The organism is Streptomyces natalensis ATCC 27448, assembly GCF_000935125.1.
GTDB lineage: Bacteria > Actinomycetota > Actinomycetes > Streptomycetales > Streptomycetaceae > Streptomyces > Streptomyces natalensis.
The window spans coordinates 48,121-69,875 of sequence record NZ_JRKI01000026.1 but is presented as its reverse complement, the minus strand read 5'-3'; the positions used below and the strand labels follow the sequence as shown (position 1 = coordinate 69,875).

The 21,755-nt window shown below is 69.9% G+C and carries 22 protein-coding genes; 12 read left to right on the top strand and 10 right to left on the bottom strand.

Going from position 1 to position 21,755, the window contains the following annotated elements; translation table 11 throughout:
• Positions 1–6: 6 nt before the first annotated feature.
• The 3 genes from SNA_RS16075 (at position 7) to SNA_RS16065 (ending at position 3,504) form a co-directional block, all read left to right on the top strand.
• The gene (locus SNA_RS16075) at positions 7–1,275 is read left to right on the top strand and encodes an MFS transporter (RefSeq protein WP_052808927.1); all 1,269 of its coding nucleotides are present in this window, start codon (positions 7–9) and stop codon (positions 1,273–1,275) included.
• A 45-nt stretch (positions 1,276–1,320) separates the two neighbouring features.
• Positions 1,321–2,154 (top strand): formyltransferase family protein, encoded by an 834-nt coding sequence (locus SNA_RS38325; protein WP_030068697.1) that lies wholly within the window; start codon positions 1,321–1,323, stop codon positions 2,152–2,154.
• Positions 2,155–2,310: 156 nt separating this feature from the next.
• On the top strand, positions 2,311–3,504 hold the full coding sequence (locus SNA_RS16065) for a carboxylate-amine ligase (protein ID WP_044365559.1): 1,194 nt from the start codon (positions 2,311–2,313) through the stop codon (positions 3,502–3,504).
• An 85-nt stretch (positions 3,505–3,589) separates the two neighbouring features.
• Here the strand turns inward: SNA_RS16065 and SNA_RS16060 are convergent, their stop codons facing one another.
• On the bottom strand, positions 3,590–4,408 hold the full coding sequence (locus SNA_RS16060; protein WP_030068698.1) for a lipase family protein: 819 nt from the start codon (positions 4,406–4,408) through the stop codon (positions 3,590–3,592).
• 242 nt (positions 4,409–4,650) lie between these two features.
• The gene (locus SNA_RS42345) at positions 4,651–4,809 is read right to left on the bottom strand and encodes a hypothetical protein (protein WP_198535075.1); all 159 of its coding nucleotides are present in this window, start codon (positions 4,807–4,809) and stop codon (positions 4,651–4,653) included.
• Positions 4,810–4,990: 181 nt separating this feature from the next.
• Between SNA_RS42345 and SNA_RS16055 the strand changes: the two genes are divergently transcribed.
• On the top strand, positions 4,991–5,482 hold the full coding sequence (locus SNA_RS16055) for an HIT family protein (RefSeq protein ID WP_030068699.1): 492 nt from the start codon (positions 4,991–4,993) through the stop codon (positions 5,480–5,482).
• A 107-nt stretch (positions 5,483–5,589) separates the two neighbouring features.
• Entirely contained in the window at positions 5,590–6,489 is a 900-nt protein-coding gene (locus tag SNA_RS16050) for a YwqG family protein (protein ID WP_078969973.1), read from the top strand.
• A gap of 94 nt (positions 6,490–6,583) precedes the next feature.
• On the opposite strand, the gene SNA_RS16045 is transcribed toward SNA_RS16050, so the two are convergent.
• Positions 6,584–7,399 (bottom strand): AraC family transcriptional regulator, encoded by an 816-nt coding sequence (locus tag SNA_RS16045; RefSeq protein ID WP_078969945.1) that lies wholly within the window; start codon positions 7,397–7,399, stop codon positions 6,584–6,586.
• Positions 7,400–7,453: 54 nt separating this feature from the next.
• Between SNA_RS16045 and SNA_RS16040 the strand changes: the two genes are divergently transcribed.
• Positions 7,454–8,707, top strand: a complete 1,254-nt coding sequence (locus tag SNA_RS16040) for an MFS transporter (RefSeq protein WP_044365557.1) — start codon at positions 7,454–7,456, stop codon at positions 8,705–8,707.
• Between the two features lie 47 nt (positions 8,708–8,754).
• On the opposite strand, the gene SNA_RS16035 is transcribed toward SNA_RS16040, so the two are convergent.
• From SNA_RS16035 to SNA_RS16025, 3 genes are all read right to left on the bottom strand, one after another.
• The gene (locus SNA_RS16035) at positions 8,755–9,954 is read right to left on the bottom strand and encodes a winged helix DNA-binding domain-containing protein (protein ID WP_030068704.1); all 1,200 of its coding nucleotides are present in this window, start codon (positions 9,952–9,954) and stop codon (positions 8,755–8,757) included.
• Between the two features lie 220 nt (positions 9,955–10,174).
• On the bottom strand, positions 10,175–10,561 hold the full coding sequence (locus tag SNA_RS16030) for a VOC family protein (protein ID WP_030068705.1): 387 nt from the start codon (positions 10,559–10,561) through the stop codon (positions 10,175–10,177).
• Positions 10,562–11,194: 633 nt separating this feature from the next.
• Positions 11,195–11,671 (bottom strand): GNAT family N-acetyltransferase, encoded by a 477-nt coding sequence (locus SNA_RS16025; RefSeq protein WP_157879939.1) that lies wholly within the window; start codon positions 11,669–11,671, stop codon positions 11,195–11,197.
• A gap of 250 nt (positions 11,672–11,921) precedes the next feature.
• Here SNA_RS16025 and SNA_RS16020 point away from each other — a divergent pair, with 250 nt between their 5' ends.
• Positions 11,922–13,949, top strand: a complete 2,028-nt coding sequence (locus tag SNA_RS16020) for a HEAT repeat domain-containing protein (RefSeq protein ID WP_241779692.1) — start codon at positions 11,922–11,924, stop codon at positions 13,947–13,949.
• A gap of 278 nt (positions 13,950–14,227) precedes the next feature.
• Here SNA_RS16020 and SNA_RS16015 read toward each other — a convergent pair whose 3' ends face one another.
• Both SNA_RS16015 and SNA_RS16010 read right to left on the bottom strand, forming a co-directional pair.
• Positions 14,228–14,779, bottom strand: a complete 552-nt coding sequence (locus tag SNA_RS16015) for a hypothetical protein (RefSeq protein ID WP_157879938.1) — start codon at positions 14,777–14,779, stop codon at positions 14,228–14,230.
• 486 nt (positions 14,780–15,265) lie between these two features.
• Positions 15,266–15,445 carry a hypothetical protein gene (locus SNA_RS16010; RefSeq protein ID WP_241779691.1) on the bottom strand — a complete coding sequence of 60 codons (180 nt, stop codon included), beginning with the start codon at positions 15,443–15,445 and terminating at the stop codon, positions 15,266–15,268.
• A 19-nt stretch (positions 15,446–15,464) separates the two neighbouring features.
• On the opposite strand from SNA_RS16010, the gene SNA_RS41930 reads away from it, so the two are divergent.
• Both SNA_RS41930 and SNA_RS16005 read left to right on the top strand, forming a co-directional pair.
• A complete protein-coding gene (locus SNA_RS41930; RefSeq protein WP_241779690.1) occupies positions 15,465–16,007 on the top strand; it encodes an SgcJ/EcaC family oxidoreductase in 543 nt (180 codons plus the stop codon).
• A 112-nt stretch (positions 16,008–16,119) separates the two neighbouring features.
• Positions 16,120–17,583, top strand: coding sequence for an MFS transporter (locus SNA_RS16005; RefSeq protein WP_198535048.1), 1,464 nt, complete (start codon positions 16,120–16,122; stop codon positions 17,581–17,583).
• Positions 17,584–17,758: 175 nt separating this feature from the next.
• Here SNA_RS16005 and SNA_RS16000 read toward each other — a convergent pair whose 3' ends face one another.
• Positions 17,759–18,310 carry an AAA family ATPase gene (locus tag SNA_RS16000; protein ID WP_030068710.1) on the bottom strand — a complete coding sequence of 184 codons (552 nt, stop codon included), beginning with the start codon at positions 18,308–18,310 and terminating at the stop codon, positions 17,759–17,761.
• A gap of 695 nt (positions 18,311–19,005) precedes the next feature.
• On the opposite strand from SNA_RS16000, the gene SNA_RS15995 reads away from it, so the two are divergent.
• The 3 genes from SNA_RS15995 (at position 19,006) to SNA_RS15985 (ending at position 20,888) form a co-directional block, all read left to right on the top strand.
• A complete protein-coding gene (locus SNA_RS15995; RefSeq protein ID WP_030068711.1) occupies positions 19,006–19,569 on the top strand; it encodes a dihydrofolate reductase family protein in 564 nt (187 codons plus the stop codon).
• A 263-nt stretch (positions 19,570–19,832) separates the two neighbouring features.
• The gene (locus SNA_RS15990) at positions 19,833–20,312 is read left to right on the top strand and encodes a hypothetical protein (protein WP_241779689.1); all 480 of its coding nucleotides are present in this window, start codon (positions 19,833–19,835) and stop codon (positions 20,310–20,312) included.
• A gap of 180 nt (positions 20,313–20,492) precedes the next feature.
• Positions 20,493–20,888 carry a transposase gene (locus tag SNA_RS15985; protein ID WP_241779688.1) on the top strand — a complete coding sequence of 132 codons (396 nt, stop codon included), beginning with the start codon at positions 20,493–20,495 and terminating at the stop codon, positions 20,886–20,888.
• A 31-nt stretch (positions 20,889–20,919) separates the two neighbouring features.
• Here the strand turns inward: SNA_RS15985 and SNA_RS43880 are convergent, their stop codons facing one another.
• Positions 20,920–21,225 (bottom strand): hypothetical protein, encoded by a 306-nt coding sequence (locus SNA_RS43880; RefSeq protein WP_044365554.1) that lies wholly within the window; start codon positions 21,223–21,225, stop codon positions 20,920–20,922.
• Positions 21,226–21,755: the final 530 nt, after the last annotated feature.

Sequence of the window (21,755 nt, the reverse complement as noted above, 5' to 3'; positions counted from 1 at the left end):
CGGCCCGTGAAACGCTACCGTGCCCTGTTCCGCCACCAGGGCCTCCCCTTGTGGAGCGTGGTCCGCGCGCTCACCCGCTTCCCGATCGTCGGTGCGCCCATCGGGTTCGTCCTGCTGGCGCGTACGACGCTGGGCACTTACCCGACGGGCGCCTGGATGGCCGCCGCCTACATGATGTGCGAGACGATTGCCGCCCCCGTGCTCGGTGCCCGGTTCGGACGCGGAAACGCGCTCCGGGGCGTGCGATGCTCCCTGCTGACCGCCGCAGCCGCCTTCCTGGGCATCGCCCTCGTAGCCGGGGCAGCGGGCACGCCGGTGCTGCTGGCGCTGGCCGGAACCGCCGGCGCGGCGACGGCCGGCCTCCAGGGCGGCCTGCGCAGCCTGCTCACCACCCGGCTCGACCCCGCCGACGTGCCCACCGCGCTGAGCTGGGAGTCGGTCATCCACCAGTTCGTCTACGCCCTCGGCCCGGTCGTGGTGGCCGGGACGGCCTTCGGCGTCGACGGCCGAGCGCCCATGGTGCTGGCCGGAACCGCGGCCCTGGCCGCCGCGCTGCTGTCCGGACGGCTCCCGGGGATCAGGGAGCGGACCGCACCCGGAACCGCCGGCTCCCGGCAGGCGGCGCGCCGCGCCCTGCTCGGTGCCTGGCCGGTCTACCTCACCAGCGCGGGAGTCTCGTTCCTGATCGCCACGGTGGAGGTGCTCCTGGCCCCGCTGCTCGACGAGAACGGACTGCCGGCCTCCTTGTCCGGACCCCTGTTGGGCGCCTTCGCCGTGACCAGCCTGCTGGGCGGCCTCTGTTACGGGCTGCGCACCTGGCGCATGTCCTACCGGTCACAGAGCCTCGTCCTGCTGATCGCGGTGGCCACACTCGTCGGCGGCGCAGCCGTCGCGGCGGGCGCCGGGCTGGTCCCCCTCACCGCGTTCCTCCTGCCGGCCGGCGCCCTGTACGCGGCACTGCTCACCGCCCGCAACCTGTCCCTGCGCGAGCGGCTGCCCCGCGGCCTGGACGCCACCGGCTACTCCCTGCTGTACGCCGGCAGCGGCCTGGGCTTCGGCCTCAGCGCCGCCCTGTCCGGCGTCCTGCTGACCCATGTCACCCCCCACACCGCCCTGCTCGTCGCCGCCGGAGCAACGCTGCTCCTGGCAGCGGCCGGCGCGCTCGCCGAGCCGGGCCGACGGACCCGGCGGCCGTCGCCACCACCTCCGGCACGCGGCCGGAGCCTCGACGCCGGTGCGGCCCACGAAGACCGCCCCGCCGCCTACCACTCGTAGTTCCTCACCCCTCCCACCCCCTCATCGGACCGGCAGGAGAACACCATGAACCCCACCGAGCACGCCGCCATGACCACCACCACGGACCCCACCGACCCCGCCGCCACCCCCTACCACGTCCACATTCCCGGCTGCCGCACCCCCGGTGAGCTCCGCTTCGCCTATCTGAATCTGGCGGACCACCCCCGCGGCGTCCTCATGCTGCAACGCCTTGTCGCCGCCGGATGTGTGCCCACGCTGGTGATCGACGAGGAATCCGCCCTCGCCGACAGCGGCCGCGCCTCGCAACGCGCCGAGCTCGACCAGGTGCCGGGCTACGAACCGCCGCCGCTCACCGAGGACCTGTGCTCCGCACACGGCGTCCCCCGGTACACGGTGCCGCACCACAACGACAAGAAGGTCGCCCACCTCATCCAGGAGGCCGACGTCCACATAGCCGTCCTCGGCGACACCCGCATCCTGAAGCCCTTCGTGATCGACAGCGCCCCGCACGGCATCGTCAATGTGCACCCCGGCTTCCTCCCGGAGGTCCGCGGCAACAACCCGTACATCTGGTCCGTCATCCACAACCTGCCGCAGGGCGCGACGGCGCATTTCATCGACCCGGGGGTCGACCGTGGCCCGATCCTGCTGGCCCGCCGGATCGAACTGCCCGACGGAACCGACCTGCCGCAACTCGTCCACACGCTCAACGACCTCTGCGCGGACATCGTGGTCGACGCCCTGCACCGCCTCGCGTCGGGAGAAGCCACCGCCACCCCCCAGCCCGACGACCCGCGCCTGACCTTCCGCGAGGCCCGCCCCGAAGTCCGCGCCCTCGCCGCCAAGATGCTGCGCGAACGGGCCGAGCGGGCCGAACAGGGCGCAATCCGGCCCTAGTTGGGAAGCAGCGCAGCGCACGCAGCGCTTCCGACCGCCAACGGAGAATGCCTCATTCGCGCCCACCGAATCGCCCGCAGTCGTGCCTACTGTGGGAGCCACGTTCTCGTGCTGTGTGGCGCGGAGGCTGGAGGCGGCGTGCGGGAGTCCTGCGCAATGGGTGTGGAGGTCCGGGCGGGGCGAGGGGAACTGACGGTGGGGGTGGAGGAGGAGTTCGTCCTGGCGCATGCGGTGACGCGCGAGGTGGCACTCGCGGCGGCCGCCGTGGTGGAGGTGGCCGAGCGGCTGGCAGGGACCGGGCAGGTGGTGGGCGAGCTGGCACAAGGGCAGCTGGAGACCATCAGCGCAGTGTGCTCCACCGCACGGCAGCTGGATACCGAGGTCACCCGGCTGCGCCGCTGTGCGGCCCGCGCCGCGCAGGAGGCCGGCTGCCGGCTGGTGGCCTGCGGCACGGCACCACTGGGCGATCCCGGCCCGCCGCCGGTCCAGGACAAGCCGCGCTCTCATACGATCGCCGCCCGGTTCGGACCGCTGCTGGACCAGCTGTGCGCCAACTCCTGCCATGTGCACGTCGGCGTACCGGACCGGGAGGAGGCCGTCCAGGTCGTCAACCACCTGCGGCCCTGGATGCCGCTGCTGCTGTCCCTGACCGCGAACTCCCCCTTCTGCCGCGGCCGCGACACCGGTCACGCCAGCTGGCGGGCCATACTGTGGAACCGCTGGCCGACCGCCACCCCGCCCCCGTACCTGCGCTCGGTGGACCACTACGAGCAGATCGTCTCGGCGCTGGTGAACAGCGGGGCGGCACTGGACCCGGGCATGCTGTACTGGTCCGTCCGCCCCTCCCGGCATGTACCCACCGTCGAGATCAGGGTGGCCGACGTGCAGCCCGGCACCGCCGACACCGTCGCCTATGCGCTGCTGGTACGCGCCCTGGTCGCCGCGGCGCTGGCCGACGTACGCAAGGGGAGACCGGCCCCGCCCGTGGAGGAAACCGTTCTGCGCGCGGCAGCCTGGCGCGCGGCACGTGACGGGATGTCGGGCCAGGCCCTGACCGTCCCGCTGCCCGGCGTGCCCAGAACGGTCCCGGCCTGGTACTTGGCCACGGCCCTGCTCAGACACGTCCAGGGCCCGCTGCGCGCCACCGGCGACTTCGATGCCGTACGGCGCTGGCTGTCGCGTCTGCAACGGCACGGCACCGGCGCCGCACGGCAACGCGCCGTGTACCGGCGCACGGGACGGCTGGAGGACGTGGTCGATGCGCTGACGGTCCCCGTTGCGCTCCCGCGAGGCACCGAGGGGGACCCGAAGGGCCGCACCGCCTGCGCGGACACGGCGCAGCCCCTGTGATCCATGGCCGGGCACCTACGGCCGGGGCACACCCGGCCGGCCGAGGCACCTTCGGCTTCTCAGCCACCTTCAGCCTCAGCCGGCTTCAGCGCTGGTTCTTCTCCAGGGCGCTGATGTAGTTGTTGATGAAATGGTCCCGCACGCCGTCCGAGGCCGGTGCCAGCGCGTCGGCCGTCAGCCCGCGGGCGCGGTCGACGAGCCCGGAGGCCAGGGGCATGGAGTCGTGCAGCTTGCCCTTGGAGTCGATGTAGCGCAGGGCGTCGACGTGATGGAAGGCCGGCTCCGGCGGGAGCTGGGGCACCACGTCGTTGTTGTTCACGAAGCGGTACATCCGGTCGGCGAAGGCCGTGTTGAACTCCCGGGCCAGCAGCCGCTCACAGGTGCGCGGCTGGCCGAAGGTGTAGATTCCGTCGGCCCTCAGCCGTGGCTCCTCGAAGTGCAGGCGGGCACCGGCGAGCATGGCCAGCGCGCCGCCGAGACTGTGACCGGTGAACCAGATCGTCTGGCCGCTGTCCCGGAACTCGTCGAGGGCAGCACGCACCTGCGGCCAGATGGAGTTCAGCGCCTCACCGAAGCCGTAGTGCACGAACCCCTTGCCGCCGGGACCGGGGTAGGGCGGGGTGGACGCGTCGGACAGCCAGTCTCGAATGTTCTTCGGCTCCGTCCCGCGGAAGCCGGTGATGATCATGTGCTCACCGGCGATGGTGTACGCCTGGGTGTCCTCCAGCGGGAACGGCGGGCTGAAGCGGGTCTCGTGGTGCCGCACCCGGGGGAAGCCCCACTCGCGCGCCGTGTTCTCGACGGTGTTCTTGTCCTTGTAGGCGAGATCGGCCGCATGGGCCATACACAGGGCGTGGCCGAGGCTGTAGCCGGTGGCGCGTTGGTCGATCGTGACAGAGCTCAAGGCAGTTCCTCCAGGCAACGGGTCGCGCGACGATGCCGACAGCAAAAGTCGCGCTCTGTAGCAATGCAGCTACAGAGCGTATTGCCCTCTGGATGCCCCATCCCTCATTTCTCAAGGCGTGGCGCCGCCACGCGCTGAGCGGTACGACCTGCATGCACGAGGGTGCGGCTGCTCGGATGCGGATCGGATACGGACGTCGGCCCGGACGACACGGCCGGCATGCCGCCGCCCGGCCGTCGAGGTCAGCCCAGCGTCCGGGAGAACAGCGGCGCCGGTGCGGATTCGCCCAAGGTCGATGCGGTGCCGCGTATCACCTGTTCCAAATTCCGCAGCACTTTCTCCGCTTCCGTACGTACCTCGGTCGGTATGTCTCCCCGTTCCGCGACGAGCCGGTCGTACACCGGCACCTCCTGCCACACTTCAACCACTCCCGTTCCGTGCCGAGTTGCGCTCCGGGACGTCCGGGAGCAGCTGCCGATTGTACGTCTGCCCTGGTGCGCAGTCGCCCGCGGGCTGGCCGAGTGACCCGAATCCGACCCGTGGCGGCTCGTGGCGACGTGCTGGTGCGTAGGTTGTGGTGACATGACTGGTGAGGGTGAGGGTGAGTGGCGGACGGATCGCATCGGGACCGTTCTGAGGGGTGAGAACCCGACCGTCCTGCGGCGGCTGGAGTCGGGGTTCGCGGTGATCGGGGACGTGCAGTTCCTGCCGGGTTACTCGGTCCTCCTCGTGGACGATCCGAACGTGCAGCGGCTGTCGGATCTGCCGAAGGCCGAGCGACTGTCGTTCCTCTCCGACATGGACCAGCTCGGCGAAGCGGTCGAGCGGGTCTGCCGGCGGCTGGATCCGGCCTTCCGTCCGGTCAATCTGGAGATCCTGGGGAACACGGACCCGTTCCTGCACGCGCACGTCTGGCCGCGCTTCGAGTGGGAGCCGGCCGATCTCGTGGGCGCGCCGGTGTGGCTCTATCCGCGTGACCGGTGGAGCGACGAGCAGTTCAGGCTCGGGCCGCAGCACGACGAGCTGCGGGATGCGCTCGGCGGCGAACTGGATCTGCTGAGGTCGTCGGCCTGAGGGGCGGCCCGGCCCGTCGCCGTAACGGTCCGGGGAGCGCCCTGTCCGGACCAGCCGGGGGAGGGACGGCGGGCGGATTGTCAGTGGTGCCGTGCATGATCGGACGCATGACACTGACACACGAATCCTCCTCCGAATCCTCCTCCGACTCCGATTCCGGCGCTCTGCGCACTCTCGCCCTGCGCCATCTGTCTCCCGACGCCGCGGAGCGGTGGCTCGGTCTGCTGCGCCCCGGTGTGCGCCTTGCGGTGGCCGAAGATTCGGACACGGTGGTCGGCCGGCTCGGTGGCCTGCCGACGTTGCCCGCCGATGCGGACTGGCCGACGTGGGAAGGGCACGGGCCGCTCTCGTTCATCGCGTCGATCGCCTGTGCGGCGCTGCCTTCCGACGCCCTGGACATCCCGCTCCCGGACGAAGGGACGCTGCTCTTCTTCTACTTCGACGGTCAGTTGGATGACGGCGATGCTCTCGTCCTGGCAGAAGACCGTGACAGCTGGGCGGGTGCCCGCGTGCTGTACGTCCCGGCCGGCGCGGATACGTCGCAGCGTGCGGCGCCGCGGGTGCTGGAGCCGTATCCGGTGGTGCCACTGACCGCGCGGGTGACGATGACGGCGGCCGAGCCCTGGCATCCGCAGATCCGCGACGCGTTCGCGCCGGGGGCCCCGCTCGGGCAGCGGTACGACCACCCGGTGTGCGCCCAGGAGTTCCTCGACGCGCTGTGGGAGTTCGACGGCACGGTGGGCCACCGGATCGGCGGCCATCCGCGGCCGGTTCAGAATCCGGTGGAGGTGGAGATAGCTGCGGCGGTGCTGGACGGAGAGGTGCCCTGGGACGATCCCCGGCTGTCCGACGAGGCGGGTGGCTGGGTGTTGCTGGCGCAGTTCGACAGCGAGCATGCCGCGGACATGATGTGGGGGGACTGCGGGGCGCTGTACTGGCTGATCCGGCCGCAGGATCTGGCCGAGCGGCGCTTCGAACGGGCGGTGTTCACGTGGCAGTGCGGCTGACGAGCCGCTGTCCGCCCGCCACGCCACGCCCCCGTCCATGGCCCCGGAGGGAGTCTGCGGGCGGCGTCTTGGGCCCGCACGCTCCGTCAGCCCGTCAGCCCGTCGGGTGGGAGCCCGGTGTGTGGCCGAAGGTGCGCCGGAAGACGTCGATGAAGGCGCTTGCAGACGACCAGCCGCACCGGTGCGCCACCGAGGTCACCGGTGTTCCCTCGGCCAGCAGGACCAGTGCGCGCTGGAGCCGCAACTGCGTGCGCCACTGCGGGAACGTCATGCCGAGGTCGCTGCGGAACAGCCGGGACAGGGTGCGGTCGCTCGCCCCGACGTCACGGCCGAGTTCGGCGAGGGTGCGGCTGTCGGCCGGATCGACGCGAAGGATGTCGCACAGCGTCCGCAGCAGAGGCGAGGCCGGAGCGGGCAGGTGCAGCGGCTGTTGGAGGGAGGCCCGCAGCTGGTCGATCAACACCGCGCGCAAACGGGCCCGTTCGGGACTGTCGTCGTCCGGGGTGCGGGTGTAGGCGACGAGCAGTTCCCGCAGCAGCGGGCCGACGGCCAGCACGGTCGGCGCGTCCAGGCCGAGCGGGTTCTCGGCCGCGGGCAGCCCCACCAGGTGCAGTTCCAGCTCCCCGTGGGCCTGGTGGGCGTGCACGGTGCCGGCGGGCACCCAGATGGCGCGGGTGCCCGGAGCCACCCAGGAACCCGCGCCGGTCGTGATCGCCAGAACTCCCCGGCCGGCGTAGACGATCTGGTGGTCGTCGTGCCGATGGGCGTCGATCGCACTGCCGGACGCCAGCCACTGGGTGCGGGTCGGAGCGACCGGCTCATGACGGATCTCCTGCCGGATTTCACGACGTAGCCCATGCCGGGCCTCACGACCGATCTCATGGTGGATCTCATGGCGGCTTTTCGGCATCACGCGGCAGTTTATCGGAAGTGCGACACGGTGCCGGGCCCGGATCCTGACGGAGTGCAAAGGAATACATCGATCACTCTGCTGTCCGTCGGTCATGCCTGCGTCGACATCTACCAGGGCGCAGTGGCGTCCCTCGTCCCGTTCTTCGTCGCCGAGCGCGCCTACAGCTACGCCGCCGTCTCCGGCATCGTGCTGGCCGCCTCCTTGCTGTCATCGGTGGCCCAGCCGGTGTTCGGCGCCCTCACCGACCGCTGGGCGATGCCCTGGCTGCTACCGGTCGGCACCCTGCTGGGCGGTCTGGGCATCGCCCTGAGCGGGCTGAGCGGTTCCTACGGGCTGACGCTGGCGTTCGTAGCGGTCTCCGGGGTCGGCGTGGCCGCCTACCATCCCGAGTCCGCTCGGGTCGCCCGGCTCGTCAGCCAAGGCAGCCACAGCGCCATGAGCTGGTTCTCCGTGGGCGGCAATCTCGGCTTCGCGCTGGCCCCGCTCATGGTCGCCGCCGTCGTGGCCACCGGCGGGCTGCGTCTGACGCCGCTGCTGGCGCTGCCCGCACTCGCCGGCGTCGCGCTGTGCCTGCCCGTGCTGCGCGCGCTGGGACGGCGGCAGGCCGCCGGAGCCGGTACGGCGGTGCCGGCCGGGGACGACGACCGCGCGTCCTTCGTGAAACTGTCGCTGGCCGTGGTGTGCCGGTCGATCGTCTTCGTCGGCCTGAGCGCCTTCATCTCGCTGTACGCCACGCAGCGCATGGACGGCGGCAGCGCGGCGGGCCCCGCGGCACTGTTCGTGCTCTATCTCGGCGGCGCGGTCGGCTCGGTGCTGGGCGGCTCGCTGGCCAACCGCTGGGACCGGGTCACGGTGTGCCGCTGGTCGTACCTGATCACGGTCGGGGCGGTCGCGGGAGTGGTGTTCGTGCCGGGCCCGGCCCTGTACGCGTTCGTGGCGCTGACCTCGGCGGGTCTGTACGTCCCCTTCTCGCTTCAGGTCACGCTCGGCCAGGACTACATGCCCTCGCGCGTCGGCACCGCCAGCGGGATCACCCTCGGTCTGGCCGTCAGCATCGGCGGTCTGGCGAGCCCCGCCATCGGCAGCATCGCCGACGCAACGTCCCTGCGGACCGCCCTGGCCCCCCTGATCCTGATGCCGGTGCTGAGCTGGCTGTTCTTCCGCACCCTGCCCGAACCCTCCCCCAAGCTCTCGACTTCGCTGGAACAGGGGGGACCCTCATCGCCGCGACCTGGGCCTGTGGCGCACCCGAAGGCGGACGCCGCCGATGCTGCGCTCGCTTCGGCCGGGCCTGACCAGCGCTGACCGACCAGCCGGGGGCTCGTCCGCCCGCCGCCCAGGGAGTGCCGCTGCTATGCGGCGAGTTGGCGTTCCAGGGGGGTGCGGTAGCAGGGGGTGATGCGGGTGGTGCCGAGGAATTCCGTCAGCCGGTGGATTTCGGACTCGATGGCGGTACGGGCCTGCCGGCCGGGGTCGGTGAGGAGGCGGTGGTTGATGTGCCCGTCGGAGCGCTGGGCCCATGCACCGATGATGCGGCCGTTCCACCAGACGGTGGGGCCGATGTTGCCGTTGCGGTCGAAGAGGGCCGGGACATGGTCCGGGTCGAGATACCAGTCGCGGTGGCGCCAGCCCATGGCCGTGGGGTCGAGGCTGGGCAGGAGCGCCGCCCAGGGCTCGGGTTCGGGTTCGGATTCGGATTCGGGGGACCGTTCGGCGTCCTCGGGCAGGAGATATCCCGTGCCTTCATCGAGCGCGACGGCCTCGGCTCCGGTGGCGGCGAGGGCTTTGCGGGTGTCGGTGAGGCTCCACCCCGTCCACCACTTGAGATCGTCGGCCGTGACCGGGCCGTAGGCGGCAAGGTAGCGGCGCGCCAGGGCTGCCTTGGCCTCCTGAGCAGGGACTTCGGGCAGAGGCGTCGACGGCGCCCAACGGAACTGCGCCGAGGTCCAGGATCCGGCGGGACGGCTGCGCCGGATCCGGCCGTCGGCGGCCAGGGCACCCAGGATCGGGGCGCAGACGCGCTGCCGGGACTGATAGGACTTGCCGGGGAAGGTGGTGATCTGCACGCGCAGGGCCGGGAGTTCGGCGACGAGTTCGGCGGCGGAGGCTGCGCCCAATGCCGTGAGGACGGTGAGGATGTCGCGTTCCGCGGCGGCGTAGCGGGTCTCGTCCCAGCCGGCGGCGTCCCGCAGCCGTTGCACGGCGTCCGCGCGGTGGCTGTGGGTGTTCTTCGCCGTCGCGGAGTGGGCGACGGGTGCGAGGTGAGCGGGGAGCACGAACATGGTGCGGCGCATGCACCGTATGCGGGCCAGCGTGACGTCCTCGTACAGCGCCCGCTCCACGGAGGCGACGTCCGGGCTGGTGAGGCGGGCCGCGGCGGCGAGGAAGACGGTGGCGGGGTCGGTGGCATGGAGGCCGACCACCGCCGTGGCCGCTTCCTCGGGGCTGTCGACGCGCGCCCGTGCGGCCAGGAGCTGCCGGCGCGCCAGGCGGGCACGGCGCTGGGCGGGGGTTATGCGGGGCGGGCGGGTGATCTCCAGGGGGGTGGTCATGCGGCTCCGAGGGAGGGGATGGGGGAGGGGCGGCCTGGGGCGTCTGGGCGGGCCGCACCCGCGTGCAGGGGCGGGTGCGGCCGCCGCACCATGCCGGTCGCGAAAACGTGCGGAGGGGCGGAGTGATTCCGGGCAGGACAAGACAGGACAGGGCAAGGCAGGAGCAGTGCCGGGGCCGGGGCCGCGGCAGGTCTGTTGCGACCCGGACTTGCCGGGCCCGCTACCAGGTCTGCTTCTGGGTGACGCCGATGACGTAGCCGTTCGGGTCGGTGAAGTAGAAGATCTTCTGGCCGTTGTGCTCGAGGGTGTCCTTGGTGACGGTCACCAGCGGGCGGATCTTCTCGACGTAGGCGTCGAAGTCGTCGACAGCCAGGTAGAACATGCCGAACGCGCCGACGGGGGTGTCCTTGAGGACCGGCAGCCAGTCCCGCAGGTGCCGGTCGCGGAAGACCATCAGCGCGAACTCGCCCTCGAACAGCAGGATGCGGATGTCGTCGTTCGCATCGTCGCCACCGGGCAGGGCGGTGAAGCCGAGCTTCTCGTAGAAGTCACAGGCCGCCTGGGTGTCGGGAACGCCGAGGCAGGGGGAGATGGCGGGGGCCTTCATCGGGTGCACTCCTAGGGGGTGAGGTGCGCGGCGGCTGGGGGAGGTGGGTGGCCGGATGCTGGGCCTGCGCCGCGACGGGTGAACAGTACGTTTGTACTGTAGGTGGAGTGGGGGATGGGTGCAAGTTGGACATATGGTGCACCCTGGGTTGTTGGGTGCGGGCTCTGTGTCACGCCGGTGGGGTGCTTCGCTTCCCGTCAATGCCGTATGTCGCACGAGGGGGGCGCTACATGACCTACGAGAGGGTCGCTGTTTCGCCTGGCCGGGGCGACATGGCCGCGACGTAATATAGTACGTACGTACAGTAATCTGCGGTTGAGTAACCAGGCCCCCGCCCCCCCCGCAGAACCCGTACGGCATACGGCGCTCCGCGCCAACAACGTGGCTCGTACGCAGGCCGCGGCACACCACGCCACCAGCAGCGACGTATCCGTCAAGCGGGTGGGCGGGTGAGCGGGCAACCGCTCCCGGGGACCGCTCGGTGTGAACCTCCCATGGCGGCCCGTCAGTTGAGGTGCGGGCCGCTGGTGCGGGGGACGGGGGAGGTGGTCGCCGGTCACGGGTAGTTGGCCGCCGGTCGTCGATTGCCAAACGGGGGGCCGTCCGCACGAATACGCCCGGCGTAGCAGGTGATCAGAGCCCCTGATCAAGCATCCTGCTCATCGGCCTCAGGCCGGATGCCTGGTAGAAGGAAAGCGCGCCTTCATTGAAATCCCAGACGTTGGTCACCAGGCGTCGGCAGCCGGCGGCCCGTCCGATGTCCCGCACCGCGTCCAGCAGCGCCGAGCCGACGCCCTTGCGCGAAGCGCTGGGGTCCACGGCAATCTGCTCAAGCGAGATGACCGAGTCCGGCGCAATGAGCGCGTTGCCGTGCCGCGTGGCCACTCGGGCCATTGCGTATCCCAGGGCGTTCCCGTCGGGCGTCGTCTCGGCGATGAGGAACGTCGTGTCCGGATCTGACAGTTGACGGATCAGGAGAGCTTCGAGGGAGTCACGCGAGGGAGTGCTGACGAAGAGATCGGGCCTGTGGCGGACGTGCGCGTCATGAACGATGGCGTTGAGCCTCGTCAGTATCGCGAGGTCGTCCGACGAGGCGATGCGAAGGGTCATCACGCCCGTATCCTCTGCCGTCCCGCATACGCCACGCCACGGGGTTTCGCGGACGGGCGCGATCGGGACGTCCCTGGCTCAGGGAGCGACGCCACCCTCGACCCAGTAGGAGGTCACGGCGGTAGGGTCACGCGCATGGGGGGAGAGCTGGGCGCGGTCGAGGCGGGAGGGCTGGTCAAGGCCGCTGTGGGAGGGGCTGGACGCGGTCGACTGGGCGGGTCTGGAGCACAACTACGGGTCTGCCGAGGACGTGCCCGGTCTGCTCCGCCGCTGCGCAGGACCGGATCCCGAGGACGCCGAGGAGGCGGCGTTCGAGCTGGAAAACCTGCTGTTCCATCAGGGCGGTTGGATCTGCTCCGCCGTCCCGGCCGCTTTGCCCTTTCTACTGAGCCTGGCCTCGGCTGCGGCCCCGCCCGTTCCGTACCGTCGCGCGGCATTGGACCTGGTGGCGATGCTGGTGGCGGAGGCAGGGCAGGTCGCCGAGAGGTTCCTGGACCCCGGCTGGTCATCGGCCTGGGAACGGGTGCTGCCCGAGGTGCTGGCCTTGCTGGCCGATCCCGCGCCGGAGATCCGGCGGGCCGCGGCCGACGTGGCCCGGGTCTGCGCCGACCCTGGTGAGCTCCTGCTGCCACCGCTCCTACGGTGCTGGCAGACGGAGAGCGACCCGGCCACTCGTCTCGACCTGATCCTCGCGCTCGGCAAGGCGGTCCGGCGGGAGCCGGCCGGCGACCGTTCCCAGGAGGTCAACACCCTCCTCCATGCGTTGCTCGACTCGCCGGAGCCGCAGCGCCGGTTGGCGGCGGTGCATGCGCTCGCGGATGGCGACTCGCGTCGTGCTGCGCGGCCGCCGGAGTTCGTGCTGGCCGCCGTGCGTGACCCGAGCGTGGAGTTGTGGCAGCACACCAGCTCGGTGGCGTGTGGGGCGCAGGGTGTCCAGCATTGGGCGGCGGAGCTGTTCACGGACGCGTCCCCCGCCTTCGCGCTCGGCCTGTTGGCCCACCACCCCGACCAGGAGCAGCGGATCGGAGCCCTGGCACAGGCGGGCGGGCTGTTGTCCCAGTGGCGCTCGCCGACCACTGCGCTGCTGCCGGCCATCGTGGCGCGGTTGGACGATCCGGTCGCCGAGGTGCGCTATCGGGCGGCCGAACTGCTGGCCTGCCTCGGTCCGTCGGCCGCTGACCATGCCGACGCGGTCGCCGCACTGCTCGGCGACACCGCCACCCGGACGACACGGACGCGGGAAACGGTCGCCGAGGCGGCCCTGTGGGCGCTGGCCCGGATGAACGACCCGCGCTGCGTCCCGGGCCTGGCCGAGCGCGTGGCCGGCGCCCCGTCCGGCTTCTCCTCGACCGGCGTCTTTCACAGCGCCCGCCACGCCGTCCACTTCCCCGTCCTCCCCGCCCTCCACGAGGTACTCGTCCACCTCCCCGACCACGCAGAGCTCCTGCTGCCTGCGATCCGCCACCGACTCGGCACCACTACCGCCACCGTCAGGGACGCCACCGCCACAGACGCCACTGCCAGGGACACCACTGCCACTGACGTTCGCCTGCTCCACCAACTCTGTGACGTGCTCGCCGCCTGGGGACCCCCTGCACAGGCAGCCGTTCCGCAGCTGCTCGACCTGCTGGAGGACGACCGGACGTGGACCCCGGCCGCCACAGCCCTGGCCGCGATCGGGCCGACGGGCACCAGGGCACAGGAACTGCTGCGGGCCCGTGAAGTGTTGCTGTCCCGGTCAACCGCCGCAGGTGCAGGTGCAGGTGCAGGTGCAGGTGCAGGTGCAGGCGCGGCCGCGGAGCTCGCCGCCTGGGCGTACTGGCAGCTCGGCGGGGAGCCGGGCCCGGCCCTGAAGGTGCTGGGGCCTGCCGCTACGGAGGGCCGCTTCCCGCACCCCGCCCTGCGCAAGCTGGCCGCCCTCGGCCGACACGCCGCCGGCTACGCCGACAAGATCCAGACACAGACCACCGACACCGATCCCTGGACCAGAGTCGAGGCCGCGCACGCCCTCTGGACCACGACCGGTGACACCGACAGCGCCGTGCCGGTCCTCCTCGACACCGTCCACAATCTGGCCGACGGCACCTACCTGCCGGTCATCCTCCCCGCGGTGCGGTATCTGACGCGGATGGGCCATGCCGCCCAGCCCGCCGCGCGACTCCTGAACGACCTGCCCACCAACGACCGGCGCCTGCACCACTTCGGCGCCTGGCGCGCTTTCACCGAGGACGAGTCCCTCCGCACCGCCGTCGACGAGCTGCTCACCGGTGTCGGCTGACGGACTTTCACCTCCCGCGAGGTGAGCGCCGAACTTTCACGCGAGCGCTGTACGTGGCCGGACGAGCCAACTCACGTACCACCCAAAGGCGTTCGCCGTGCCAGGCATCGGGCATCATCTGCCTACCGTCGAGGTAGCCAACTGGCGCTGCCAGCAGCCACCTATCGGTGACGGACCTGTGTCACCGAAGGCTGAGGTTGCGTCATGTAAGTCTGAGCGTGGTCTGGTCAAGCCCGCCCACGCGGTGCATCAGTGCTGACGAGTTTCCCGGCAGAGTTTCATGGCTCGAACACCATGCCCCAGGCCGCGGTCAGGACCGTGACGGCGTCGCTGTCCACCAGGTGCGGTGCGCCGACGGCCATAGCGGCATCGAGCAGCGCACCCAGGGTCGTCTCCCACGGGTCCCCCAGGATCCGATCGCCGTCCTCGTCGAGGGTGAGGGAACCCGGACCGCCTCGATCCCGGGCGGCTGCGTTGACCGTCTTCCAGATCAGGGAGAAGCCGTACCCGATCGGTGATCCCGAAAAGCCGGCCCCGGGGATCGACAGGGTCCATGCGTGATCTCGGTTTCGGTAGGACGCGGCTTCCGGCTGTTCGGCGAGCCACCGGTCCCATGCCTTGCCGTACTCCCGCTCGGCCGCGGGATGGCGAGCGGACTCAAGCGCCCGTGCGCGTTCCTCGTCCAAGGCGCTCGCGGCCTCGACGATGCGGACGACGGCGTCGCCATGGGGGCCGAAGAGCTCTGATGAGGAAAGCTCCTCCAGTAGGTCGACGGCGATGGCACGTGTGTGGTCGGCGTGCGAAGCCACGCCCTCGGCGGCTCGTGCCACCGCGGCACGCTCCACTCGTGTCGTTGGAGGCACCGTCTGCACCTGGAAGAGCCGCCCGGACCATCTGGCGACATGCACGCGCTCCAACGCGTGATAGACCACGATCCACGGCGGAGTGAACACCGGCAGCGTCACCCTCATGCCGGCCGTTGCCGTCTTCAGGTAACCAGGGGACTCCTCGCTGATGAAAACGAAGCCTGCTGACGTGGGCGGATCCGCCAAATCCTCCACCGACACCCCTGAATCCCTGTTAGCTCACCCTTCGATGGCACGAACCTACTGGTCACCAATCTTCAGTGACAATGATCAAGCTTCGACGATACGGGACAGTGAGGTGACTGAGCGTCTCCCTTGGCGGATGACTGCTTGAGTTGGAGGGGCTCAGCCCAGGTGTGGGCAGGCAGCTGTGAAACCGTGCCTCGACACCTCCGGCGCCGCCGCATGCACGGCTCTGTGAACGTGAGCCCGGCCCCGCAGCGTCTGTGGTCACCGGTTGCTCCTGCCCCGGGTGGTTCTTGTGCGGCCGGGCGTCGGGGTCTTGCGGATCTCCTCGGTGGCTGCGCGGAACGCGGGCGCGGCGTGCCCGAAGTAGTCGAAGAGCAGGGCGCGCTGCTCGGCGGTGTCGCGCGCCAGGATCTCGGCGATGTGACGGCGGGCCGGGGACACGACTTCTCGATGCGGTCGAGTGCGTCGGGCACGGGCTCGACGATCACGCGTCTGCGGTCCTTGGGGCCCGCGGCGCGTTGCGGTCACCTCGCTATTGAACGAGCTTGTCGCCGCTTGGGGGCGGCACGATGTCGAGGCGTACAGCCAGTTGTTCACTGCGGACGCCACCTACACCACCTTCATCGGCACCCTCTCCCAAGGGCGTCAGGACATGGTCGACAGCCACCGCTCGCTGTTCACAGGGTTCCTCAACCGGGAACCAAGCCCGCGGACGAAGTTCTCGACATCCGCTTCCTCGGGCCGGATGTCGCCGTCGTCAACGGATGCGGCGACGCCTACAAAGGCAAGCGGCCCACGTGCGAGTGGGGGTTTGGGGGGCAACAATCCGCCCGGGTCTTTCAGCGTCAGCTCCTGTTGTTGGGCGCCGACTTGCCTGATCCGCCATCGGGTGAATGTTGAAGACGGGCCCCAGTTCGTCCATCCACCGCCGTGCCGCCTCGCGTTCCCGGCGCGACCCCCGTCCGGGGTACGAGACGCCACCCCACTCCCGAATGTGAGATAGATCTCGTCCGTTTTGCCGGATTACCGGGTCCCCGCGCTCCGCCACGATGCCTGGCAGGAAGTAACCCGCAGGAAGTAACCCACAGGACGTAACCCAGGGATGGAGTTCGCAAGTGGACGACAGCCAGAGCGTCGGTTCGTGGCGGGAACTCGGCTGCCATTTAGGCACCGTCGTGGTGCTGGCCGGGGGCGTACTCGTCGGCGCCGTCAATATCTATCTGGCCGCGAGCCTGCTGCCGACGGCGGTCGCGGACATTGGCGGTGGACGCCTCTACGCATGGAACATGACCGTTTTCCTGACCGCACAAGTTGTCGCGACCATGCTCGTGAGCCGAACTCTTGCCAGGCGCGGCAACATCGGTTCCTACCTCATCGGCTTCGGTGTCTTCGCCGTCGGGTCGGTTGTCTGCGCGGTCGGTCCGACCATGCCGGTGCTGCTGGTCGGCCGTGGCGCGCAGGGACTTGGGGCGGGCTTGTTGACCGGTCTGGGGTTCGCCCTGATCTATTCGGCACTGCCGCGCCAACTGTGGGTACGGGGCAGCGCGTTGATCTCCGCCATGTTCGGCCTGGGCAACTTCGTCGGTCCGACTCTGGGCGGTCTCTTCGCCCAGTTCGGGTCCTGGCGGACGGCGTTCGTCGTGTTGGCTGTCGTCTCGGGGGCGATGGCGGCCCTCGTCCCCCGAGTGCTGCCTGGCAGCGGCAGGTCCGCGGCGGGGGCGGTTCCGGTACCGCTGGGCTCGTTGACGCTGGTCATCGGGGCCGCAGGTGCCGTGAGCGTCGCCGGAATCCTCTCGAACGAGGTCATGATGGCGGTGTCCATCGCGCTGGCACTGGCGTTGGTCATGGCCTTCGTGGTGACGGAGAAACGGGGCCAGGTCCGAGTCCTACCGCGCGCGACCTACGAGGCCGGCTCAGCACTGCGGTGGGTCTACCTGACCATCGTGTTCCTCGCGGCCGGCGTCGCCGTGGAGACGTTCCTGCCGTTGTTCGGCCAGCGCCTGGGCGGACTGCCGCCGGTCGCTGCCGGGTTCTTCGGAGCGGCCTTGTCGCTCGGCTGGTCGGTGAGCCAGGTCGCGAGTTCCTCGGTACGTCGGCAGCGGACGGTTCGACGGCTCCGGGTGGCCGGTCCCGGACTCCTTGCGGCGGGGTTCGCCGTGCTCGCTCTGCTGCAGCGCCGCGATGCACCGCTGCTTCTGGTCATTGCCTGGCTGCCGGTTCTTCTTCTCGCCGGTACGGGCATCGGCCTGGCCATGCCCCATCTGTCCGTTGCTGCGATGAGCAGCACGCCGAACAAGGAGGAGGGAGAGAAGGCCGCCGCGGCGGTCGCAACCGTGCTCACGATGTCGACAGCGTTCGGCGCGGCGGTCGCCGGCCTCCTGGTCAATCTGGGCGGCCCTTCGGCGCTTACCTCCGCGCGCTACCTCCTGCTCGGCTTCACCGCTGTCTCCGCCCTCGGGATGCTTACTGCACTACGAGCCAACAGCCTCGCTCGGCAGACCGAGGTGCGGCGCGAGACTGGGACCGAGGTCGAGGTCGAGGTCGAGGTCGGGGTCGAGCAGTCCGCAGGAACTGGCTGATGAGGGTGTGAGAGACGGGCCCGGGGCGGTAACGGGTCCACCAGTGTGGTCGTACAGTGCGTCCCCGGCGGTGGCCACGGCCGGGGACGCAAGGCCCAGGGGCCGCAAGCTTGACGGCCGACCCGTCGGCTGTCGTAGGCCGTGGTGGCCCTGTGTGAGTTGAGCCGGACGTCGGTCAGTTCACCAAGGCTCGATGGCGGGCTTCGCGGATGAGCTGATCGGTGGTTTCGTCGGGAGTGAGGGCCGCGGTGTCGAACCACCAGCCGACGTCGCCGAGTTCACGCTTCATGTCGGCGTCGAGGACTTCATAGCCGTCGAAGTCGAACCGTTCGCGAGGATCCCTGATGGTGTTGCGGTACTGGCATGTCTCAATGCCCGGTGCGAGGACGACGAACAAGACGTGCCGAGTCGACAGGAGGCTCACGAAGAAGTCCAACTGCTCGCGGTCGGGGATCACCCAGTCGATCACGGGCGTGAAGCCGGCATCGGAGAAGCTGTTCGCCAGCATGCACAGGTTGCGGTTGCACAGGCCCACCTGCCGCGCTGCTTCGTCGACAGGCTCGCCCAGGGCTCCGACCCGACCGCTGACGACGAGCCTGCTGATCTGGTCACCGTCAAGCCGGGCGGAGCGTGGCAGACGCTCGGCGACCAGTCTGGTCACCGTCGACTTCCCCGCCCCGGGCATCCCCGTCACGATCAGGCAGCTCGGCCTCTCAGCAGCGATCACGCCCGGCAGCCTGCCAAAGCGCGTGCCGGCCGGCAACCGCATTACCAGGTGCGCTCGTCGGCAAGCCGGACCGCTCAAGGTGCGGAACCAAGGCGTCCAGGTCCAGGGCACTACTGAGCAGGCGGTGGGGAAGTTCACAGAGCGCCATCAGCCCCTGGTCGGCGGACTGTTCGCCTCGCGGGTGCCGGCCGCTCGCTCCACCCAGCGGTGGAGTGGGCGGGTGGAGGGCCGACCGGGCTGGAGCGCCGGGCTGCGGGTCGAGAGGGGAACGGCTATACCTGGGAAGGCATCGCACGGCTCCTCGTAGCCCGACACCTGCCTGATGCGGCGGATCGGTTGGAACGTGACTCCGAGTCCGGGCTGGTCGTTCTGCTGGGCACGGCACAGACCCTCGTGACGGTGCACGGCCGCCGCAGCGGCGTGCTCGCCCTGATACGCGGCCGCGACTGATATGGCCACGCATCTTCCTGCCCTCGCCATCGTTTTGCGTGACTACGCGTCACCTTCTCCGTCTATCGCCCGCGGCCGCCCCACTCGCCTTCGACGCTCCGAGGTGAGAACACGTACGCAACGCTGTTAAGCGCCCGCGCCGTGATCTAGTGAGGAGACTCGGCCCAGGGGACCTCGCGAGCCGCGATGAGGCCGGAGGTGGCCGGCGGCCGTACTGTCGAGCCCGTTACCGAGGAGGACTTCTGATGCGCAGGGTGACCTATTCGATGGGCGTCTCACTTGACGGCTACATCGTCGGGCCGGACGGCGACTTCAACTGGACGGCGCCCGACGAGGAGATCTTTCGCTTCGTCACCGACGAGATTCGAGGGGTCGGCGTCCACCTGTTGGGACGACGGCTGTACGAGACGATGCTGTACTGGGAGACCGCCGACCAGGATCCATCGCTCGACGACTCAATGCTGGAGTGGGCCGCGATCTGGAAGCCGCTCCCAAAGGTGGTGTTCTCCACCACGCTGTCGGCGGTGCAGGGCAATGCCCGCCTGGCCTCCGGCGGCCTGGCAGAGGAGATCGAGCGGTTGCGAGCCGAGCCCGGGGAGGGTGACATCGCGATCGGCGGCGCGAGTCTCGCTGCCGAGGCGGCCGCGTTGGGTCTGCTCGACGAGTACCGAGTCAGGGTCTACCCGGTGCTGGTTGGCGGTGGCATTCCGTACTTTCCCCAGTGCGAACGCCGGGTGGATCTCGAGCTCGTCGAGACCCGCACCTTCAGCTCAAGTGTCGTCTACCTCCGCTACCGCGTGGCGCGCTAGGGGCGTGTTTCGAAAGTGCTGGTCACAGCCCCGCGTGCGCGGGCGCCCCGGCCCCATCCGGGCGCGAAAACATGGCGGAGATCCTCGTCGAACGCTTGACGGGGCCTCGATGCAATTTCCGCGGCGCCGGGACGGCACGACCCGCCGGTCACGGCCGACCCGCCTCGCGACACACCGGCGCAGAACGTGGCAGGCACTACGGTGCTCGCGGCCGGAGCGAAAGCCACTGGTGCCGGCGCCTCAGTTCGGACAAGCTGCGGCACATGTACTGGATGCCCTTGCTCTCCACACTGACCGGTGCCGTCATCGGCATTGCAGCCACTCTGATCGCCGATCGCAACCGGTGGCGGCGGGAGGAATCCAGGCACGCACTGGAAGTACGGCGCGAGGTGTACACGGAGTATGTTTCCGCCCTCAAAGCCGCGGGTGAGGAGATACGGGCCGTCGCTCTGGGCGACCACATGTCCGAGTCGGCGCGCGACGCGGCGGTGCGGGAGGCCGTGCGTGGCACCGGGATCTACACGGCGGGCGAACGCCTCTGGCTCGTGGGCCCGCCGCAGGTCGTGGAGGCGGGGAACGAGGCGTTCCACTGCCTGCGCGCGATCCGCGATGCCTATGCCCGTGGAGTGGCTGTCGGCTCCGCCGACGACGCGCCCCTGATAGAGCGACGACGCAAGGCCATGGCGCAGATGCGTCGCCTCATGCGTGAGGACCTGGGCATCGGACCCCTTGGAATCGAGTGATGGGTCATCAGCCCTGCGCTCGTCCCAGCCTCGCGAGGTTCCTGCTCACGGCGGCGAGCAACCGGCTCTGACCTCGGCGTCTATTGTTGGACGCGCTGGGGCGTGCTTCAGAAGTGGATCAAGGTCATGTGGTGATCACGTCTCATGACTCGAGGAGACCTGACAGGTACTCAGTGGGCGGTGCTGGAACCGCTGATGCCTTGGGGCATCAAATCCGGCCGTCCTCCGGTGCACACCAACACCAAGCGGCAGCTGATCAACGGCATACGGTTCCGGACGCGGACCGGCATACCGTGGCGAGATCTACCCGCACGCTACGGCCCCTGGGAAACGGTGTATGGGCTGTTTCGCCGCTGGCAGCGGAACGGTAGCTGGCACCGCCTCTTCGAGCAGCTTCAGGCCCGGACCGATGCGAAGGGCCTGATCACCTGGGACGTCTCCGTGGACTCGACGATCGCCCGCGCCCACCAGCACGCGGCTGGTGCCCGCAAAAGGGGGATCTACAGGTCGAACCGCCCGGCCGTGTCTTCGACGAGCCCGCCGATCACGGGCTCGGACGCTCCCGCGGCGGGCTGACCACCAAGCTCCACCTGGCCGTCGAGCAGGCTCAGAAGCCGATGCCGCTGGTGGTCACCGCCGGGCAGCATGGGGACTCCCCGCAGTTCCCGGTCGTCCTCGGCCGCATCCGCGTCCCCCGGATCGGGCCTGGACGCCCGCGCAGGGGCTCGTCGAGTCCTACGGGGACCGCTGCGGCGAGGTGGGCCGACAGGTCGGCGCCCGTGCCCTCGCCCTGGGCCCAGGCGTCAAGGTTGAAGCCTTCGCTGAAGCCGTATTCGAAGGCCAGGACGGCCAGGACGGCCAGGACGGTGAAGCCGCAGCGTTCGACCAGATACCGCAGGATGCGCTCGCGCATGAGGGCGAACTCGTTGATGAAGTGGGAACTTTCGCCGATCGCGACGACGCGGGCGTCACCGATGATGGCGCGCAGCGGCTCCAGGTCATCGAGCGGCGCCTCTCGGTCGAGGTGGGTGAGCGGGACGGCATGGCCGCGAAGCCAGTCGGCGAAGGGGGTGTGGTGGGACGAAGCAGGCGTGCAGATGACTCGATTCCGAGGTGCTGGAGGTCTGAAACGGGAGTCGCGTATCGGTCAGTTGTTGGTTTCCGTGGTCCCCGGGTGTGAAGTGCGGGAACGCGAGTGGATCACTGAAGCGGGGGCGCTGCCTTCTCCAGGTCATCGACGCATTCTTCGACCTCGCCGACACGATCTCCCACGATCTCCACCGTGCGTAGCCTGATCCGGCTGGCATGGACGCCCCACCGCTGGGGCGAACGCACGAACGCACGAACATGCGAACGCACGAACCGCCGACCATGACCGCACCCCTATCCGCACGGCCTCCTACAGAGGCCGCGAGTTCGTTGTCAGTGCTCGGTGTTACTTTC

What these genes read in the sequence shown, in the direction of transcription:
- SNA_RS16025 (WP_157879939.1), bottom strand. Translation starts at nt 11,671, where the DNA reads ATGACCCTTCGCATCGCCTCGTCGGACGACCTCGCGATACTGACGAGG.
- SNA_RS16065 (WP_044365559.1), top strand. Translation starts at nt 2,311, where the DNA reads ATGGGTGTGGAGGTCCGGGCGGGGCGAGGGGAACTGACGGTGGGGGTG.
- SNA_RS16030 (WP_030068705.1), bottom strand. Translation starts at nt 10,561, where the DNA reads ATGAAGGCCCCCGCCATCTCCCCCTGCCTCGGCGTTCCCGACACCCAG.
- SNA_RS15990 (WP_241779689.1), top strand. Translation starts at nt 19,833, where the DNA reads ATGTACTGGATGCCCTTGCTCTCCACACTGACCGGTGCCGTCATCGGC.
- SNA_RS16045 (WP_078969945.1), bottom strand. Translation starts at nt 7,399, where the DNA reads ATGCCGAAAAGCCGCCATGAGATCCACCATGAGATCGGTCGTGAGGCC.
- SNA_RS16055 (WP_030068699.1), top strand. Translation starts at nt 4,991, where the DNA reads ATGACTGGTGAGGGTGAGGGTGAGTGGCGGACGGATCGCATCGGGACC.
- SNA_RS38325 (WP_030068697.1), top strand. Translation starts at nt 1,321, where the DNA reads ATGAACCCCACCGAGCACGCCGCCATGACCACCACCACGGACCCCACC.
- SNA_RS43880 (WP_044365554.1), bottom strand. Translation starts at nt 21,225, where the DNA reads ATGCGCGAGCGCATCCTGCGGTATCTGGTCGAACGCTGCGGCTTCACC.
- SNA_RS15995 (WP_030068711.1), top strand. Translation starts at nt 19,006, where the DNA reads ATGCGCAGGGTGACCTATTCGATGGGCGTCTCACTTGACGGCTACATC.
- SNA_RS16035 (WP_030068704.1), bottom strand. Translation starts at nt 9,954, where the DNA reads ATGACCACCCCCCTGGAGATCACCCGCCCGCCCCGCATAACCCCCGCC.
- SNA_RS16050 (WP_078969973.1), top strand. Translation starts at nt 5,590, where the DNA reads ATGACACTGACACACGAATCCTCCTCCGAATCCTCCTCCGACTCCGAT.